Origin of the sequence: uncultured Sphingomonas sp. (genome assembly GCF_902806265.1) — a bacterium.
Taxonomy (GTDB): domain Bacteria; phylum Pseudomonadota; class Alphaproteobacteria; order Sphingomonadales; family Sphingomonadaceae; genus Sphingomicrobium.
In genome coordinates this window covers 14,089-31,047 of the sequence record NZ_CADCVZ010000002.1, presented here as the reverse complement: position 1 = coordinate 31,047, position 16,959 = coordinate 14,089, and the positions used below count along the sequence as shown (strand labels likewise).

Annotated in this window: 19 protein-coding genes and 2 tRNA genes; 6 read left to right on the top strand and 15 right to left on the bottom strand. The window is 67.1% G+C overall.

Annotated elements, in window-relative coordinates; translation table 11 throughout:
- Positions 1 to 47: 47 nt before the first annotated feature.
- The gene (locus QZX62_RS00890; protein ID WP_294171479.1) at positions 48 to 2,009 is read right to left on the bottom strand and encodes a potassium transporter Kup; all 1,962 of its coding nucleotides are present in this window, start codon (positions 2,007 to 2,009) and stop codon (positions 48 to 50) included.
- A gap of 119 nt (positions 2,010 to 2,128) precedes the next feature.
- Between QZX62_RS00890 and ald the strand changes: the two genes are divergently transcribed.
- Together ald and QZX62_RS00880 are read left to right on the top strand one after the other, a co-directional pair.
- Entirely contained in the window at positions 2,129 to 3,232 is a 1,104-nt protein-coding gene (ald, locus tag QZX62_RS00885) for an alanine dehydrogenase (protein WP_294171477.1), read from the top strand.
- 63 nt (positions 3,233 to 3,295) lie between these two features.
- Positions 3,296 to 3,520: a DUF3072 domain-containing protein gene (locus tag QZX62_RS00880; protein ID WP_294171476.1), complete on the top strand. Its 225-nt coding sequence runs from the start codon at positions 3,296 to 3,298 to the stop codon at positions 3,518 to 3,520.
- A 36-nt stretch (positions 3,521 to 3,556) separates the two neighbouring features.
- Here QZX62_RS00880 and QZX62_RS00875 read toward each other — a convergent pair whose 3' ends face one another.
- The 9 genes from QZX62_RS00875 to QZX62_RS00835 form a co-directional block, all read right to left on the bottom strand.
- The gene (locus tag QZX62_RS00875; protein ID WP_366926170.1) at positions 3,557 to 4,231 is read right to left on the bottom strand and encodes a tetratricopeptide repeat protein; all 675 of its coding nucleotides are present in this window, start codon (positions 4,229 to 4,231) and stop codon (positions 3,557 to 3,559) included.
- Complete coding sequence (locus QZX62_RS00870; protein WP_294171474.1) at positions 4,231 to 4,608, bottom strand: cytochrome c-type biogenesis protein; 378 nt, start codon at positions 4,606 to 4,608, stop codon at positions 4,231 to 4,233. The genes QZX62_RS00875 and QZX62_RS00870 overlap by 1 nt, the downstream gene beginning before the upstream one ends.
- 26 nt (positions 4,609 to 4,634) lie before the next feature.
- Positions 4,635 to 5,165, bottom strand: coding sequence for a DsbE family thiol:disulfide interchange protein (locus tag QZX62_RS00865; RefSeq protein WP_294171473.1), 531 nt, complete (start codon positions 5,163 to 5,165; stop codon positions 4,635 to 4,637).
- Positions 5,158 to 7,077: a heme lyase CcmF/NrfE family subunit gene (locus QZX62_RS00860; protein ID WP_294171472.1), complete on the bottom strand. Its 1,920-nt coding sequence runs from the start codon at positions 7,075 to 7,077 to the stop codon at positions 5,158 to 5,160. The genes QZX62_RS00865 and QZX62_RS00860 overlap by 8 nt, the downstream gene beginning before the upstream one ends.
- The gene (gene ccmE, locus QZX62_RS00855; RefSeq protein WP_294171471.1) at positions 7,074 to 7,523 is read right to left on the bottom strand and encodes a cytochrome c maturation protein CcmE; all 450 of its coding nucleotides are present in this window, start codon (positions 7,521 to 7,523) and stop codon (positions 7,074 to 7,076) included. The genes QZX62_RS00860 and ccmE overlap by 4 nt, the downstream gene beginning before the upstream one ends.
- Positions 7,520 to 7,651 (bottom strand): hypothetical protein, encoded by a 132-nt coding sequence (locus QZX62_RS00850; protein ID WP_294171470.1) that lies wholly within the window; start codon positions 7,649 to 7,651, stop codon positions 7,520 to 7,522. The genes ccmE and QZX62_RS00850 overlap by 4 nt, the downstream gene beginning before the upstream one ends.
- A complete protein-coding gene (locus tag QZX62_RS00845) occupies positions 7,648 to 8,412 on the bottom strand; it encodes a heme ABC transporter permease (protein WP_294171469.1) in 765 nt (254 codons plus the stop codon). The genes QZX62_RS00850 and QZX62_RS00845 overlap by 4 nt, the downstream gene beginning before the upstream one ends.
- A gap of 45 nt (positions 8,413 to 8,457) precedes the next feature.
- The gene (locus QZX62_RS00840) at positions 8,458 to 9,507 is read right to left on the bottom strand and encodes a Glu/Leu/Phe/Val dehydrogenase dimerization domain-containing protein (protein WP_294171468.1); all 1,050 of its coding nucleotides are present in this window, start codon (positions 9,505 to 9,507) and stop codon (positions 8,458 to 8,460) included.
- A 28-nt stretch (positions 9,508 to 9,535) separates the two neighbouring features.
- Positions 9,536 to 9,612, bottom strand: a tRNA-His gene (locus tag QZX62_RS00835).
- Positions 9,613 to 9,676: 64 nt separating this feature from the next.
- Between QZX62_RS00835 and QZX62_RS00830 the strand changes: the two genes are divergently transcribed.
- Entirely contained in the window at positions 9,677 to 10,105 is a 429-nt protein-coding gene (locus QZX62_RS00830; protein WP_294171467.1) for an HIT family protein, read from the top strand.
- Positions 10,106 to 10,114: 9 nt separating this feature from the next.
- Here the strand turns inward: QZX62_RS00830 and QZX62_RS00825 are convergent.
- The 3 genes from QZX62_RS00825 to lon form a co-directional block, all read right to left on the bottom strand.
- Positions 10,115 to 10,189, bottom strand: a tRNA-Val gene (locus QZX62_RS00825).
- A 40-nt stretch (positions 10,190 to 10,229) separates the two neighbouring features.
- Positions 10,230 to 10,502: an HU family DNA-binding protein gene (locus tag QZX62_RS00820; RefSeq protein WP_294171466.1), complete on the bottom strand. Its 273-nt coding sequence runs from the start codon at positions 10,500 to 10,502 to the stop codon at positions 10,230 to 10,232.
- A gap of 75 nt (positions 10,503 to 10,577) precedes the next feature.
- Positions 10,578 to 12,980 carry an endopeptidase La gene (gene lon, locus QZX62_RS00815; RefSeq protein WP_294171465.1) on the bottom strand — a complete coding sequence of 801 codons (2,403 nt, stop codon included), beginning with the start codon at positions 12,978 to 12,980 and terminating at the stop codon, positions 10,578 to 10,580.
- Positions 12,981 to 13,127: 147 nt separating this feature from the next.
- Between lon and QZX62_RS00810 the strand changes: the two genes are divergently transcribed.
- On the top strand, positions 13,128 to 13,340 hold the full coding sequence (locus QZX62_RS00810) for a hypothetical protein (protein ID WP_294171464.1): 213 nt from the start codon (positions 13,128 to 13,130) through the stop codon (positions 13,338 to 13,340).
- Here the strand turns inward: QZX62_RS00810 and QZX62_RS00805 are convergent.
- Positions 13,337 to 13,723, bottom strand: coding sequence for a hypothetical protein (locus QZX62_RS00805; protein WP_294171463.1), 387 nt, complete (start codon positions 13,721 to 13,723; stop codon positions 13,337 to 13,339). The two genes, QZX62_RS00810 and QZX62_RS00805, sit on opposite strands and share 4 nt — an antisense overlap.
- Before the next feature lie 164 nt (positions 13,724 to 13,887).
- On the opposite strand from QZX62_RS00805, the gene QZX62_RS00800 reads away from it, so the two are divergent.
- Positions 13,888 to 15,174, top strand: a complete 1,287-nt coding sequence (locus QZX62_RS00800; protein WP_294171462.1) for a sugar transferase — start codon at positions 13,888 to 13,890, stop codon at positions 15,172 to 15,174.
- Positions 15,171 to 16,499, top strand: a complete 1,329-nt coding sequence (gene trmFO / locus QZX62_RS00795; RefSeq protein WP_294171461.1) for a methylenetetrahydrofolate--tRNA-(uracil(54)-C(5))-methyltransferase (FADH(2)-oxidizing) TrmFO — start codon at positions 15,171 to 15,173, stop codon at positions 16,497 to 16,499. Before QZX62_RS00800 ends, trmFO begins: the two co-directional genes overlap by 4 nt.
- Here the strand turns inward: trmFO and QZX62_RS00790 are convergent, their stop codons facing one another.
- Entirely contained in the window at positions 16,500 to 16,910 is a 411-nt protein-coding gene (locus QZX62_RS00790) for a BLUF domain-containing protein (RefSeq protein ID WP_294171459.1), read from the bottom strand.
- Positions 16,911 to 16,959 lie beyond the last annotated feature (49 nt).

Genomic DNA, 16,959 nt, shown 5'->3' with positions numbered 1-16,959 from the left:
CAGTCGGCAGGAGGCAAGCCTACCCTGCCCACCGCCCGTTCGGGTCGTCAGATCTCGACCTGGCTGCCCAACTCCACCACCCGATTGGTCGGCAGCTTGAAGAACTCCATGGCGCTTTCCGCATTGCGCAGCATCCAGCTGAACAAGCGCTCGCGCCAGATTGCCATTCCCGGTTTGGACGACGCGATCAGCGTCTGGCGAGCGAGGAAGAAGCTGGTGTCCATCATCTTGCAGGTCGGACCGCAGTTCTCGAGCTGGCTCAGCTCCGCGGGAACGTTGACTTCCTCCATGAAGCCGTAGCGCAGCAGCACCCGGAAGAAGCCCGCGCCGTAATCCTCTGTCTGCAGCCGTTTCTCGGCCGGGATATGAGGCACGTCCTCGATCCGGACGGTGAGCAACATCACCCGCTCGTGCAGCACCTTGTTGTGCTTGAGATTATGAAGCAGCGCGTGGGGCACGCCCCGCATGGACGTCGTCATGAACACCGCGGTGCCGGGAACGCGGGTGGCGCTAGCCGCGGCCGACTTGATGAACACCTCCATCGGCAGGCTGGCCTCCGACATGCGGTCGAGCATCAGCTTGCGGCCCCGCGCCCAGGTGGTGAGCATGGTAAAGGCGACTGCGCCCACCAGCAGCGGGAACCAGCCACCGTCCGGCACCTTCAGGAGGTTGGAACTGAAATACAGGATGTCCACGAACAGGAACAGCGCGATCAGCGGCACTGCCTTCCACGCCGGCCACTTCCACAGGGAGAAAAACACCACCGCGAGCAGCAGGGTGTCGATGAACATCGCCCCAGTGACCGCGATCCCGTAGGCTGCAGCGAGGTTGGACGAGCTCTGGAAAGTGACTACCAGCAGGATCACCATCACCATCAGCGCCCAGTTGATCACCGGGATGTAGATCTGCCCGGCCGCAGTCTCGCTGGTGTGGGTGATCCGCAGCCGCGGGATGAAGCCCAGCTGGATCGCCTGCTGGGTGACCGAGAACGCCCCGCTGATCACCGCCTGGCTGGCGATAATGGTGGCGCAGGTCGCAAGCAGGACCAGCGGCAGCCGGAAGGATTCGCTGGCAAGATAGAAGAACGGGTTCTTGACCGTCTCGAGCGCCTCGGCGGGAGTCTGACTAAGCAGCATCGCACCCTGCCCAAGGTAGTTGAGCAGCAGCGCGGGCAACACGAAGTAGAGCCACGACACCCGGATCGGCCGCCGCCCGAAATGCCCCATGTCGGCGTACAGCGCTTCGGCGCCGGTCACCGCCAGCACCACTGAGCCCATGGCGATAAAGGCCGGCAGCGGCTCGGCAATGTAGAAGGCCAGCGCGTTGCCCGGGTTCAGCATGTGCCACAACACTGGCGGGTGCTTGAAAATGTGCAGCACGCCCAGTCCCGCGAGCACAGTAAAGTACAGCAGCATGATCGGCCCGAACAGCGTCCCGACCTTGGCGGTGCCGCGCGACTGGATGGCGAACAGCCCGACCAGGATCGCAACCGCCAGCGGAATGACGTAAGGCTCGAACGCCGGATTGACCGTCGTCAGCCCCTCGACAGCCGACAGCACGGAAACCGCCGGCGTGATCATGCTGTCGCCGTAGAACAGCGACGTCGCGAACACGCCCAGCATGACGATCCCGGCGGTCCAGCGCCGCCTGTCGCTGGTCGATCGGTTGATCAATGCCAGCAACGCCAGGCTGCCGCCCTCGCCCTTGTTGTCGGCGCGCATGATGATGGTGACGTACTTCAGCGTCACGATGATCATCATCGACCAGAATATCAGGCTAAGAACGCCGTAGATGTGCAAGGCGTCCGGAGCGAGCTGGTGATGACCGGCGAAGGTCTCGCGAAAGGCGTAGATGGGGGAGGTGCCGATGTCGCCGAAAACGATGCCCACCGCGCCGACCGCAAGCTTCGCGAGCGAGCCCTGCGGTGCATGGCCCCCGACATGGCTGGTGTCCGTAACCCCCTCATTCGCGGGGGCCGACACGGCGGCTCCGGTTGCGGTGATGTTCATCGGCGGCGGGGCGCTCTAGCAGGAGCGTTGTGGTCCCGCAATCGGCTGGCACTCCGCGCCGCATCCGGTCTATAGGGCCGCGCCAACGACCTTAACCTAGTCATATGAAAGCGAACGGAATGCGCGTCGGTGTCCCCAAGGAGATCAAGAACCACGAATATCGGGTCGGGCTCACGCCCGCGTCCGTGAAGGAGCTGGTGGCCGCTGGACACGAGGTCTTCGTGCAGTCGGGGGCGGGCGGCGGGATCGACTGTCCGGACAGCGCCTACCAGCGGTCGGGCGCGACCATCGTCGGCAGCGTAGCCGAGCTGTTCGACACGGCCGAGATGATCGTCAAGGTCAAGGAACCCCAGCCCGACGAGATCGCCCTGCTGAGGCCGCACCACCTGCTGTTCACCTACCTCCACCTCGCGGCCGACAAGCCTCAGGCCGAAGGTCTGATGAAGTCGGGCGCGACCTGTATCGCTTATGAGACGGTGACGTCGCGCACGGGCGCGCTGCCCCTGCTCAAGCCGATGAGCGAGGTCGCGGGCCGCATGTCGGTACAGGTTGGCGCCCACTATCTCGAAAAGGAGCAGGGCGGCCGCGGCGTGCTCTTGGGCGGCGTCCCTGGTGTTGCCCCCGCCAAGGTGGCGATCCTCGGCGGCGGGGTGTCTGGCGTTAACGCGGCGCAGATGGCGGTCGGCATGCGCGCCGACGTCACCATCTACGATATCAGCATGGAGCGGCTGGCCGAACTCGACATGTTCTTCTCCAGCCAGATCAAGACCGCCTACGCCACCAAAGCCTCCATCGCTAGCGCGGTGGAAGAAGCCGAGCTGGTGATCGGCGCGGTGCTCGTGCCCGGGGCCGCCGCGCCCAAGCTCGTCACTCGCGACATGCTCAAGACCATGAAGCGCGGCTCGGTGCTGGTCGACATCGCAATTGATCAGGGCGGCTGTTTCGAGACCAGCCGGGCCACCACCCACGACGACCCCGTGTTCGAGGTCGACGGAGTGATCCACTATTGCGTCGCCAACATGCCCGGCGCCGTGTCGCGCACCTCCGCCTTCGCCCTCAACAACGCCACCCTGCCCTTCGCGCTAAAGCTTGCGAACCTCGGCGCCGAAGAGGCGATGCGGCAGGATCCGCACCTTGCCAACGGGCTCAATGTATCGGGCGGCCAGATCCGGCACGAGACCGTTGCCGAAGCGCTCGACCTGCCGTTCGCAGCCGCGGCATAGACGGGAACATAAAAAGAACGCGACCGTTAGTGCACCAACTCAAACTCTTGAGAAGGTGCATCAATGTCCGACAAAATTCCCGACGACCCCAAGGCTCATCCGACCGGCAATGCGGTCAAGGACCCCGACCATTGGACCACCGGCGGTGAGCCAATGACCGGCGCGCAGGCTTCCTATCTTGAGACCTTGAGCGAGGAAGCCGGCGAGGAGTTCGATCCCGAGCTCAACAAGGCCGACGCATCCAAGAAGATCGACCAGCTTCAGGATAAGACTGGCAGGGGCAAGTAGGCGATCGTCATCCCGGGCTCGACCCGGGGATCCGGCTTACTTGCTTGTTCGATTGCGAAGGAAGGCGGACCCCGGCTCAGGGCCGGGGTAACTACGGGAGCGGCGACGGGCACGTCCCGCCAGCGCCGCCACTCCGCCTTCGATCATCGGCCGGTAGCTCGTGCCCGGCGGGGTTAGCGCCAGTGCCCGGCGCCAAAGCGCGAGTCCTTCGTCCCGCTTGCCCGACCGGGCCAGCGCCAGCCCCTCGAAGAACAATGGCGCCGGGTGCCTTGGTGCGAGCTCCCTCGCTCGCGCGTAAGCCAGCGTGGATGCCGGAGTGACCATCCCGGCATGATCGACCAGCGCATTGCCCAGCCCGATCCACAAGCCGAGGTCGTCCGGGTCCGCCCGCAAACCGGAGCGGATCACGCCCACCGCGTCCTCGGTGTTGCCGCGCGAGGCGAAGCTGTCGGCAATGGTCAGCCAGCGGTCGCTTGAGTTGAACCGGCCCAGCATGGCCTGGCGCGGCTCGGTCAGCGGCAGCGAGGCTGCCCGGCGCCCGGCCTCCCGCGGCGCTCCCGGCAGGCCGGGTTCCCCTTGAAGCGCATAGCCGGCACCCCCGATCATCAACGCCCCCAGCACCAGCTGCGCCTGCGCGCTCCGGAGATGTCCCAGCCACCACAGCGCAGCGGCGGTGAGCGCCACGAGTCCGCCTAGGATCAGCCAGCCCATCACCGCGCACGCCGCTTCAAGCGCCGCGCCGCCAGCAGCCCGCCGAGCAGCAGCAACAGCAACGGCGCGGCATAAAGCAGCAAGGTGTCCGCTCCGAGGACGGGCGCGTAGCTTACCCAGCTTCCATAGCGCTCGACCAGCCAGGACCGCACCTGCTCAGGGCTTTCACCGGCCGCGATCCGCTCCCGCACCAGGCTGCGCATGTCGCCTGCGAGCTCGGCATCGCTGTCGGCGATCGACTGGCCCTGGCAGACTAGGCAGCGCAGCTCCTCCATCAGCGCCTTGGCCCGGGCCTCCTGCTCCGGGTCGGTGAGCTGCCGGTAGGCATAGGGCGCCGCGGGTTGGCCGCTGTCGGCAACGGCGGGAGCTGCGAGCATCAACGCCAATCCGGCGAGAGGAACCCTCACCCCGCCTTCTCCAGCTCGGCCAGCACCGTCGGCACGTCCTGAGGCATGATCGGCCCAATATGCTGGTAGCGGATCACGCCGCGGCCATCGACCACGAAGCTTTCCGGCACTCCGGACGAGCCGAGCGTCATCTGTACCTGGCTGCGCGGGTCGGCGCCGATGCGGCGGTAAGGGTTGCCATGGTCGCGGAGGAATGCCGCCACATCCGCCGGCGCATCTCGGATGGCGATGCCATGGATGGTCACACCCCGCCCCTTCAGCTCGCCCAGCACCGGCGCTTCGGCGATGCACGGCACGCACCAACTCGCGAACAGGTTGACCAGCTTGGGCCCTCCCCCGGCCAGGTCCGCCGATCGCAAGTCAGGCCTGCCCGGTGTCGCCGCGGGCAGCTGGAACTCCGGCATGGCCCGTCCCACCAGCCGGGACTTGACGGTGGCATCGGGCGGCGCACTCAATCGCCAGCCGACCGCCAGCAGGAACAACGCGAATATGACCAGCGGCACCGCCAGCCACCAACGCCTACGCATAGGCCAGCTCCGGTTCGCGCACCCGGCGGCGGCCGCGCCACCAGCGGCCGAGCAGGGCCAGCAGACCACCCAGGGCGATCAATCCGCCGCCGAGCCAGATCAGCGTCACCAACGGCTTCCACCAGAGACGCAGCTGCCAACGCCCCCCGTCCTCGGCGCCGCTGATCACCGCGTAGAGCTGCCCGTCCCACAAGGTGCGGATGGCGGCCTCGTTGGTCTCGGTCGGCGGATCGGAGAAGAAGCGGCTCTGCGGCTGTAGATCGATCGTTCGCCCACCGCGGCTGGCCGAGAGGCGGCCCTCAACCGCCGTCCAGTTGGGTCCGGCAACGGGCACGACGCTTCCCAAGCGGACCTGCCATGGACCCACGGCGAGAGTCTCGCCCGGGCGCGCTGCCGCGAGAGTTTCCTCCGTGAACGCGGTATCCGCCGCGGCACCGGCGATGGCCACCGCTACCCCCAAGTGGCTGATCACCATGCCCCAGGTCGCCAGCGGCGTCCGCCGGAGGTTCCGTCCGGCGAGCGGCAGCAGGCTGGCGACCGCCAGCCCCGCCGCTACCCCCAACCCGAGCCGCGCCAGGGCACTCATCGCCGGGTCCAGCACGAAACTTGCCGCAAAGGCCAGCACCGTCACGACCAGCGGCGCGGCGATCCGAGGTGCGTTAGGCCGGCTGTCCCGTCGCCACCGCAGCAGCGGCCCAATGAACAGCAGCAGCGCCAGGGCCAGGGTCAACGGGCCGGTTACCGCGTTAAAGTATGGCGGGCCGACCGACAGCTTCTCGCCGCTCACCGCTTCGGCCAACAGCGGGTAGAGCGTACCGACGAACACCGTGCCTAGGATCACGCTCAGCAGCAGGTTGTTGAGGACCAGCGCGCCCTCGCGGCTGACGATGTCGAACCCGGCGCCCTCCTTTACCGTGCCGACGCGGGTGGCGAACAGGAACAGCGCGCCGCCCACGTAGAGGGCCAGCAAGGCGAGGATGAAGCTGCCCCGCGCCGGGTCGACGGCGAAGCTATGCACCGACGTCAGGATGCCCGAGCGGACCAGAAAGGTGCCGACCATCGACATGGAAAAGGCGACCACCGCCAGCATGATGGTCCAGGTGCGCAGCCCTCCGCGGGCAGCGAGAACGCTGATCGAGTGGAGCAGGGCCGTCGCCGCCAGCCACGGCATCAGCGAGGCGTTCTCGACCGGGTCCCAGAACCACCAGCCGCCCCAGCCGAGCTCGTAATAGGCCCAATAGCTTCCCGCCGTGATGCCGACCGTCAGCAGCACCCAAGCGCCCAGCACCCACGGGCGCATCGTCCGGGCCAGCGCCGGCCCGACCTCGCGGGTCAGTAGCGCGCCGACCGCCAGGCTGAAGGCAACCGACAGGCCGACATAACCGAAGTAAAGGGTTGGCGGATGGAAGGCTAAGCCGGGGTCCTGTAGCAGGGGATTGAGGCCGAGACCTTGCCGCGGCGCCGGCACCAGGCGCGCGAACGGGTTGGAGGCGAGCAGCAGAAAGGCGAAGAAGCCCAACGCCAGCGCCGCCTGCGCGCCCAGCGTCGCGTGCAGCGTCCGCTCGGGCAGCCGCCGCTCGAGCAGCGCCAGCAGCGCGCCCGCGACCGTCAGCACGGTCACCCACAGCAGCATGGACCCTTCGTGGTTGCCCCAGGTACCGGCAAAGCGATAGATCCACGGCTTCATGGAATGGCTGTTCGCGGCCACCAGCTGCACCGACAGGTCGGTCCGCAGGAACAGCCACAGGAGCATCAGAAAGGCGAACAGGGTCAACGCACCCTGGGCTGCCGCCACCGGCACGATTAGCCGCCGCAGTTCCGGAACGCGCGGCCCCGCCAGGCTGGCGACGAGCTGCAGCAGGCTCAGCGCCGCGGCCAGCCATAATGCGGCGAGACCCGCCTCGGCGATCATCGGTCGAGCGTCTGCCGGGTCGCCAGCTCCGCCGCCTGGTTGCCCAGCTGCGGCGGCATGTAGCGCTCGTCATGCTTGGCGAGGATGGTGTCCGCGGTGAACACTCCGGCCGGCGTCAAGCGGCCCTCCGCGACCACTCCGCTGCCTTCCTTAAACAGGTCGGGCGTGATCCCGCGAAACTGGACGGGGACGCTCGCCGGACCATCGGTCACCACGAAGCGGATCGACACGCCGTCCGGTTGCTTCTCGATCGAGCCCTGCTGCACCATGCCGCCAAGCCGCAGGGGCTGACCGACGTCGGCGCGCCCGGCCGCGATGTCCTGGGGCGTCCGGAAATAGGCCGCGCGATCGCCCAGCCCCCACATGGCGAGCAGCGCCGCGCCGACCAGCGCGGCCATGGCAAGCAGCACCAGGGCAAGCCGCTGGTGCTTGGGCGCTGCCCTCATCGGCGCTCGCTCATCGCGTCGGCAGCGCGTTCGGCCCGGCGCATCGCCGTTGCGGACAGGGCCAGTAGGCCGCCGACCCCGCCCAGCACGGCCGCGTAGGCCGCGGCGACGAACAGCAGCTGGTTCATACGGCCGCCGCCTGTCCTGAGCCTGTCGAAGCGCCCCGTCCTGCGCTAGCCGCGGCCATGCGCCTCAGCCGTGCCTCAATCCGGGTCTGCGCCAGCTCCGTCCGCATCCGCATCAGCACCGCGGCGCCGAACAGGGCGGAGAAGCCGAACAGGGTGAGCGGCAGCGGCCACAGCAGCTCGGGGGCGATCGACGAGCCGGTCAGCTTGATGCTCTCGCCCTGGTGCAGGGTGCGCCACCATTGCACCGAGAAATGGATGATCGGCAGGTTCACCGCCCCGACCAGCCCGAAGATGGCGGCGATCCGCCCGTCCGGACCGCGCTCCCGCTCAGCCGCGGCCAGGGCGATATTGCCGAGGTAGAGAAAGAACAGCACCAGCATGGAGGTCAGCCGCCCGTCCCATTCCCACCAGGTGCCCCAGGTCGGGCGCCCCCAGATGGAGCCGGTCGCGAGACACAGAAAGGCAAAGGTCGCGCCGACGGGAGCGATCGCGCGGGCGGCGACGCTCGCGAGCGGGTGCCGCCAGACTATGGTCGCGAGGCTGGCGACCGCGATCCCGGTCCAGCCGCCCATGCCCAGCCAGGCGGTCGGGACATGGATGTACAGGATGCGCACCGTCTCGCCCTGCAAGTAATCGGGCGGCGTGACGAACAGCCCGCCGAGCACTCCCGCGGCGGTCAGAACCAGGCCGAGCCCAAGCAACCACGCGGTCGCGGGACGAGCGATCTTGAGAAAGCGTACGGGGTTGGCGAAGCGATGCATCGGGCGTGCGGTTATCTAGTGCACGGGGCCGCGCTTGGGAACCGCTCAGCCGCGTCCGATGAGCTGGCGGGCCATGGCGTCCGCCACCGCTGCCGGGTCGCGGCCGCTCGCCTCGCTCTCCACCCAGATCCGCTCCAGCCGCTCGGGAATGCCCTCGATCCGCCGGCGCACCACCGAAGCGTCGCCGTCGCGCAGATACTCGGTCGACACGTTGATGATGCCGCCGGCGTTGATCACATAATCGGGCGCATAGAGAATGCCGCGCTGCTTCAGCCGCTCGCCGTCGGCAGGGATGGCCAGCTGATTGTTCGCGCCGCCCGCGACGATCGGCGTCCGTAAAGCCGCGATCGAGGTCTCGGTGAGGATCGCGCCGAGCGCGTTAGGGCTGAACACGTCCGCTTCGACCGTCATGATCTCGGCCGGGTCCACCACCGTGGCGCCGGTAGCGTCGGCTAGCTTCTGCGCGCGCGGGCCGTCGACATCGGCGATCGACAATCGCGCGCCCTCGGCCGCCGCGTGCATCGCGACGCCGCCCGCCACGCTCCCCGCGCCCTGCAGGGCGACGTGGAGGCCGTCCAAACTGTCCTTGCCCAGCGCCCGGCGAACCGCGGCCTTGATGCCCAGGAACACGCCGAGCGAGGTATGCGGCCCCGGGTCGCCGCCGACCGCCCCCTGCGCGACCGGCAGGCCGGCGACGTGGCGGGTTTGGCGGCTGACCTCCGTCATGTCGGCCACGTTGATGCCGACGTCTTCCGCCGTAACGTAGCGTCCGCTTAAACCCTCGACCGCCCGGCCGAACGCCGCCAGCATGGCGGGCGTTTTGTTCTTGTCCTCGCCGGCCAGGATCACCGCTTTGCCGCCGCCCAGCGGCAGGCCGGCCATGGCGTTCTTGTAGCTCATTCCCCGCGACAGCCGCAGGGCGTCGGTCAGCGCCTTGCCGTCCTCCGGGTAGTGCCAGAAACGGCACCCGCCCGCCGCCGGCCCGAGATGGGTCGAGTGCATCGCAACGATCGCCCGCAGGCCGCTGGCCTCGTCGGTGATGAAATGCACTTCCTCGTGCGCGTCGAAGTCGGGCAAGCCCCAAAGCGTGGTCATTGCGTTCCTGCTGCTGAAACGGGAGAGATGGGGCGACCGACGGGACTTGAACCCGCGACCCTCGGTACCACAAACCGATGCTCTAACCAGCTGAGCTACGATCGCCATGAACCCTTGGCAGGGCGCGCGCGTCCCTTAAGGTTCATGAAACGATAGCGCAAGCGAGGGCATGATGGCGCACGCGACCCTGACCAAGTTCGGCTACCCGGCGACGGCGATCGTTGAGACCGAGCATTGGGCCCTGCTGGTTCGCCCTGCCCAGGTCACGCTCGGCAGCTTGGTGCTGTGCGCCAGATCCGAAGCGCTGGCTTACGGCGACTTGCCGGAGGAGGCCTTTGCCGAACAGCGGGAGTTGGTCTCGCTGGCGGAGCGCCTCCTGCGCGAACTCGTCGCTTACGAGCGGATCAACTACCTGATGCTGATGATGGTGGACCCCCATGTCCACTTTCACGTGGTGCCGCGATACGAAGGCGCCCGCGCATATGACGGCACCGACTTTCCGGACCTGGGCTGGCCCGGAGTCCCGAACCTCAGAGACTCGCAGCCGGCACCCGCGGCGCTGGTCACGGACCTGCGAAATCGCGCTGCCAAGGACTGAGTCGGAGCATGGTGGGCGCGGTAGGGATTGAACCTACGACCCCACCCGTGTGAAGGGTGTGCTCTACCACTGAGCTACGCGCCCATGCCGGGTGCCCCCTAGAGGAGCACCGCTGGCCTGTCCACTATTGAACGGCGTCCTTCAGTACCTTGCCTGGGCGAAATTTGGGGTTGGCGCTGGAGGCGATCTGCAGTGGCTCGCCTGTGCGCGGGTTGCGGCCGACGGACGCCTTGCGTCGCGTCACAGAGAAATTGCCGAACCCCACGAGCCGCACTTCGTCGCCTCGCTTCAGCGTCGAGGTAACCACCTCCAGCATGGTCTCGACAGCCCGGGCCGCGTCGTTCCGGTTCAACCCGGCACGATCGGCAACTTGGGTGATGAGTTCCTGCTTGTTCATCGACAACACGCTCCACTGGCTCGCCCGGCAACCGGACGCGCCGCCTTAACTCCCCAACTCACCGCTACGTCCAGCCTAATGCCGCAGACCGACACCAGCATCGGCTGTGCCGTGGCCGTGCGGCGTCGGCTCGGCGGCATGTTCGTCGGCTTCAGTCCACTCGATCGGCTGCAGCTTCTCGGACAGGGCGAGCTCCAGCACCTGGTCGACGTGGGCGACCGGCACCACCGTCAGCTGCTCCTTCAGGTTGGCGGGCAGCTCGGCGAGATCCTTCTCGTTCTCCTCCGGGATTAGCACCGTCGTGATGCCGCCGCGCAGCGCCGCCAGCAGCTTCTCCTTGAGGCCGCCGATCGGCAGCACGCGGCCGCGCAGCGTGACCTCGCCGGTCATCGCCACGTCGCGGCGCACGGCAACGCCGGTCAGGGTCGAGATCATCGCTGTCACCATGCCGATGCCGGCGGACGGACCGTCCTTTGGAACCGCGCCCTCGGGCAGGTGGACGTGGATGTCCTTGCGCGCAAAGATCGATGGCTTCACGCCATAGGCCGGGGCTCGCGCCTTGACGAAGCTCATCGCCGCCTGGATCGACTCCTGCATTACGTCGCCAAGCTTGCCGGTGGTCTTGATCTGCCCCTTGCCGGGAACGGTCACGGCTTCGATCGTCAGCAGCTCGCCGCCGACCTCGGTCCAGGCCAGCCCGGTGACCGCGCCGATCTGATCCTCCTCCTCGCCGACCCCGAAGCGGTAGCGGCGTACGCCCAGGAAGTCCTGGAGGTTGCCTTCCGTAACCGTGACACCCTCGATCTTGCCTTCGAGGATTTGGCGCAACGCCTTGCGCGCCACCTTGGCCAGCTCGCGTTCGAGCGTCCGGACGCCCGCCTCCCGCGTGTAGTAGCGCAGGATCGCCCGCAGACCATCGTCCGCAAAGACCAGCTCCTCGGCCTTGAGGCCGTGCGCTTCCATCTGCTTGGGGATGAGATGGCGGCGGGCGATCTCGACCTTCTCGTCCTCCGTGTAGCCCTCGAGCCGGATGATCTCCATCCGGTCGAGCAGCGGCTGCGGCATGTCGAGCGAGTTGGCGGTGGTTACAAACATCACGTCCGACAGGTCGTAGTCGAGCTCCAGATAATGGTCCTGGAACTTGGCATTCTGCTCGGGGTCGAGCACCTCCAGCAGCGCCGATGCGGGATCGCCGCGGAAATCCTGGCCGAGCTTGTCGATTTCGTCGAGCAGGAACAGCGGATTGCTGGTCCCCGCCTTCTTGAGGTTGGAGATGATCTTGCCCGGCAGCGAGCCGATGTAGGTCCGGCGGTGACCGCGGATCTCCGCCTCGTCGCGCACTCCGCCCAGCGATTGCCGCGCGAACTCGCGGCCCGTCGCCTTAGCGATGGAGCGGCCAAGCGAGGTCTTGCCGACGCCCGGCGGCCCCACCAGGCACAAGATTGGCCCCTTCAGCCGGTTGGTCCGGGCCTGCACCGCCAGATACTCGACGATCCGGTCCTTGACCTTTTCCAACCCATAATGATCCCCGTCGAGCACCCGCTGCGCTTCGGCGATGTCGCGCTTGAGCTTCGACTTCTTGCCCCATGGCAGGCCGAGCAGCACGTCCAGGTAATTGCGCGCGACCGTCGCCTCAGCGCTCATCGGCGCCATACCTTTAAGCTTCTTAAGCTCGGCGGTCGCGCGCACCTTGGCTTCTTTGCTCAGCCGGGTCTTGCGTATCTTGGCAGCCAGCTCAGCCAGCTCGTCGCCGCCCTCGCCGTCGTCGTTGCCCAGCTCGCGCTGGATCGCCTTCAGCTGCTCGTTGAGGTAATATTCGCGCTGGGTCTTCTCCATCTGGCGCTTGACCCGACTGCGGATCTTCTTCTCGACCTGCAACACGCCGAGCTCGCCTTCCATAAAGGCGAACACCATCTCCAGCCGGCGCTGTGGCTTGAGCTCGCCCAGGATCGCCTGCTTGTCGGCCACCTTGACCGACAGGTTGGAGGCGACCGCATCGGCCAGCGCAGATGCGTCCTCAATCTCGCTCAGCTGGATGCTGGTCTCTGCCGGCAAGCGCTTGTTGAGCTTGGCATAGTTCTCGAACTGGTCGACGACCGAACGCATCAGTGCCTGCGCTTCAGGCCCGTCCGCGGCCTCCTCCTCAACTTCTTCGATCTCGGCCAGCAGGTGCCCGTCGGCCTCCTCCAGCCTCAGCAGCCGCGCCCGGCGCGCGCCTTCCACCAGTACGCGAACGGTGCCGTCGGGTAGCTTCAGCATCTGCATGGCGGTCGCCACCACGCCCAGGTCGTACAGAGCGTCGCGCTGCGGATCGTCTTCAGCGGGATCGAGCTGGGCAACCAGGAAGATCTGCTTGTCGGCGGTCAGCGCTGCTTCCAACGCCGCCACCGACTTCTCCCGGCCCACGAACAGGGGAACGATCCGGTGCGGGAACACAACGATGTCGCGCAGCGGAAGAATAGGAAGCTTGAGGGTCAACAAACGGCTCCTTGCGCAGCGCCGGGAACAAGCTGCAATCCACGGCGCATATGGTGCGACCGCCCGCGCTAATCAATCAACTGGTCGACCGGTGGGAACGCCTTTGCGCGTGCCGGCTTTATCCGCTTCGAAGCTGGAGGACGCACCATGGAAGATCGTGAGAAGATCAGCACCGGCCCGAACGAAGCGGCGGTGAACGAAACGATCGCGGGGACCGGACCAGGCATCCCGGACGAAGCGGTCACGCCCGGGCAGGAGTTGCCCCAGCCGCCAAGCGACGAGGAAGTCGCCCGGATCGCGCGCAAGCTCGGCGCCCCGATCCGCTCGGGCAGCGCCGACGGAGGCTCCGAACCGGCTTAGCCGCGCTCGCCGGCCGGCCGCTGCGTGGCCGGTTGGTTGGTGTTGGTGGCCAGCCAACGGGAAGTCGCGTTGCAACTGCTGGTCAGCGTGACCGGCTGGCCGGCCTGAAAGGCCTGGGCGTAGGGGAAGCACTCGGCCGGGCCCCCGGCGGTGAGGCAGAGCTGGCTGCCGCTTGCCGTCCAGCTGGCGGGCACCGCACGTCCGGACGGCGTGGTGATGATCGCCGACCCGTCCGGGTTGAAGGTGATGTTGTTCACCACCCCGTTGGTGTCGACCTGCACCGTCTGCCCGGCGATCTCTGACCCGGGGGTCCAGCTCTGGGCTCCGGCGGCGGTGCCGCACGCCAGAAGTCCAACACACAAGGCCATGCGCGCTGCAATCATCTTCGAACTCCCGCTGCTGGAGCCCATGCCCCGTTGGTTCGAACCGCCATTATTGCAGCTAAACGGCTCGGGGAACAAGCGGTTGCAGGCGCCGGCCCAAGGCCGGGTCGCTGCAACGCCAAAATACTTGCCGGGTGTGGGCGCCTCACTAGAAGCGAGCAATTATGTTGCAGCTCAACCCGGTTCGAAGCCGCGGCCGGCGTGCGTGGCTGATCCGCCGCCGCGCCCAGCTGCTTGGCGCGATGCTGCTCGCCGGAAGCGTGCCCGTTCTCACCCGCGCCTTCCTCGTGCCGCATACCCTGCTCGAGCCCGCAACCTGGAACGCGTTCCTGGCCAATGTGGTGGCGGTCGCCATCGCCTTCTGGATGCGGCTGTCGATCGAGCCCTACCCGGGCATCCGCTCCAGCTACGTCATCCTGCCCACCGCGGCCGCCGCTCACGGCCTGGTCCTGGCCTTCTTCTTCTTCGCCCGCCTGCCTTATGACCGTCTCGGCTTTCTGCTGGGCTTCTTCGTCCACGTTCTCTGGTTCTACCTCCTGTACTTCCTGGTGCAGCGTCGCAGCCGGTTGCGGATCGGCGTTGTTCCGTTCGGCGGGGTGGAGCGGCTGGCGGAAATCGAGACCGTGCTCTGGATTGCCCTGCCCGGTCCGCAGCTCACATCGTTGAGCCGTTGCGACGCCCTGGTGGCCGACTTCACGGCCGACCTGCCCGCCGAATGGGAGCGCTTCCTGGCCGATGCCGCGCTTGCCGGAACCATCGTCTACCAGGTCAAACCGCTGCGCGAGTCGCTGACGGGACGAGTGGAGATCGCCCACCTGTCGGAGAACAGCTTCGGATCCCTGGTCCCGGCGCGCGGTTATTTTCACCTGAAAACGCTGATTGACTGGCTCGTCGCTTTGGCTTTGCTGCCGGTGCTCGCGCCGGTGATGGCCGTGGCGGCTCTCGCCACCCTGATCGACGATGGCCGGCCGATCTTCTTTCGGCAGGTCCGTATCGGGCACCGCGGCCACCAGTTCACCGTTTTCAAGTTCCGCACCATGCGTGCGGGCAGCGGCCATCCCGCCGACGCCCGGGCGGCCGCCATGACAGGGGAGCTCGACCCGCGGGTCACGCGCGTCGGCGCACTGCTCCGCCGGACGCGTATCGACGAGCTGCCCCAGATCTTCAACATTCTCCGCGCGGAGATGAGCTGGATTGGCCCGCGACCTGAGGCCGAGGTATTGTCCCACTGGTATGTGGGCGAACTGCCCTTTTATCGCTACCGCCATGTGGTGAAGCCCGGCATCTCCGGCTGGGCGCAGACCAACCAAGGCCATGTCGCCGAGGTCGGCGAGGTGCACCGCAAGCTTCAATATGACTTCTACTACATCAAATATTTCAGTCCCTGGCTCGACGTGCTGATCCTTTTTAAGACCGCCCGGACCATGTTGAACGGGTTCGGCGCACGATGACGCACGACATCCAGATCGTGGGCGGCGGGCTCGCCGGCTCGGAAGCGGCGTGGCAGCTCGCCGAGGCGGGGTGGCGGGTGCGCCTGTCGGAGATGCGCGGCGGGGGCGACACCACGCCCGCGCATGACACCGACCGCTTGGCCGAGATGGTCTGCTCCAACAGCTTCCGCTCGGACGATGCCGACAACAATGCGGTGGGCTTGCTGCACCAGGAGATGCGACGCCTGGGCTCGTTGGTCATGCGGGCGGCGGATGCGCACCGGGTGCCTGCCGGATCGGCGCTGGCGGTCGACCGCGACGGCTTCGCTTCGGAAGTGACCCACGCGGTCGAAAAGCACCGCAACATCACTGTGGTGCGCGAGCGGGTGGACAGCCTCCCCGAGCACCCGGCGATCATCGCCACCGGCCCGCTGACCGGCTCCGGCCTCGCCGAGGCGATCGCCGCGGAGACCGGCAGTGATGCCCTCGCCTTCTTCGACGCGATCGCCCCTATTGTCCACCGCGACAGCATCGACATGAGCGTGTGCTGGATGGCGGCGCGCTGGGATAAGGGCGGCAAGGACTACATCAATTGCCCAATGAACCGGGAGCAGTACGAAGCCTTCGTCGCCGCCCTCAACGCCGGCGAGAAGACCGCCTTCAAGGATTGGGAGCGCGACACCCCTTACTTCGAGGGCTGCATGCCGATCGAGGTGATGGCCGAGCGCGGGATCGAGACGCTGCGCTACGGCCCGATGAAGGGCGTCGGCCTGGACGATCCGCGTACCGGCCGCTGGCCCCATGCGGTGGTGCAGCTCCGCCAGGACAATGCGCTCGGTACGCTGTGGAACATGGTCGGCTTCCAGACCAAGCTGAAGCATGCCGAGCAGGTCCGCATTTTCCGCACCATCCCCGGCCTGGAGAAGGCCGAGTTTGCGCGGCTCGGCGGCATCCACCGCAACAGCTTCATCCGCTCGCCCGAACTGCTGGACCGCGAACTGCGCCTCAGAAGCAGGCCCAACATCCGCTTCGCCGGGCAGATCACTGGCTGCGAGGGCTATGTGGAGAGCGCCGCGATCGGGTTGCTGGCCGGCCGGTTCGCCGCTGCCGAGCTGGCCGGCCGCACGGTGCCGCCGCCACCGGCCGAGACCGCGATGGGCGCGCTGCTGGGACACATCACGGGCGGCGCGGAAGCCGAGACCTACCAGCCGATGAACGTCAACTTCGGCCTGATGCCGCCCATCCCGGGACGCACCCGCAAGGCCGACCGCAAGAAGCTGTACACCGACCGGGCCCGCGGCGCCTTCGACCCCTGGCTGGAAAGTGCCATGCTGGAGCCCGCCTGATCAGCGCGCCACGGGCATCGACTGTGTCAGTGCCTTGATGATGTTGCGCGTGGACTCGGGCATGCTGCGGGCCAGCGCACGCTGCACCTTGTCCTCCCCGAGGAACTCGTCGTCCTCGAGCCGCAGATAAGCCATGGACCAATCGGGAAATGCCCGCTCCTCGATCAGCCGCTCTTCGCGAATGAAGAGATTGGAATGACGCTTGTCGGTGCAAAGGCGGCCGACGATCTCGTTCACCGCCTGCTCACTGCCTTCCAGAATCTGCACAAAGGCGCCCCCATTAAAGATCAGCACCCCGGTGAGCCCGTCGAGCGGATTGTTGGTACGGGCCGAACGAAGGATCGCCTCGATGTCCGCGTCGCTGATGCCGGGTCGCGCCCAGCTGGTATAAGTGAGCGATTTCAGCTCCATCGGCCGGCATTTGCTACATCATGCCGCCGCACACAAGGCTCTAGGCCGA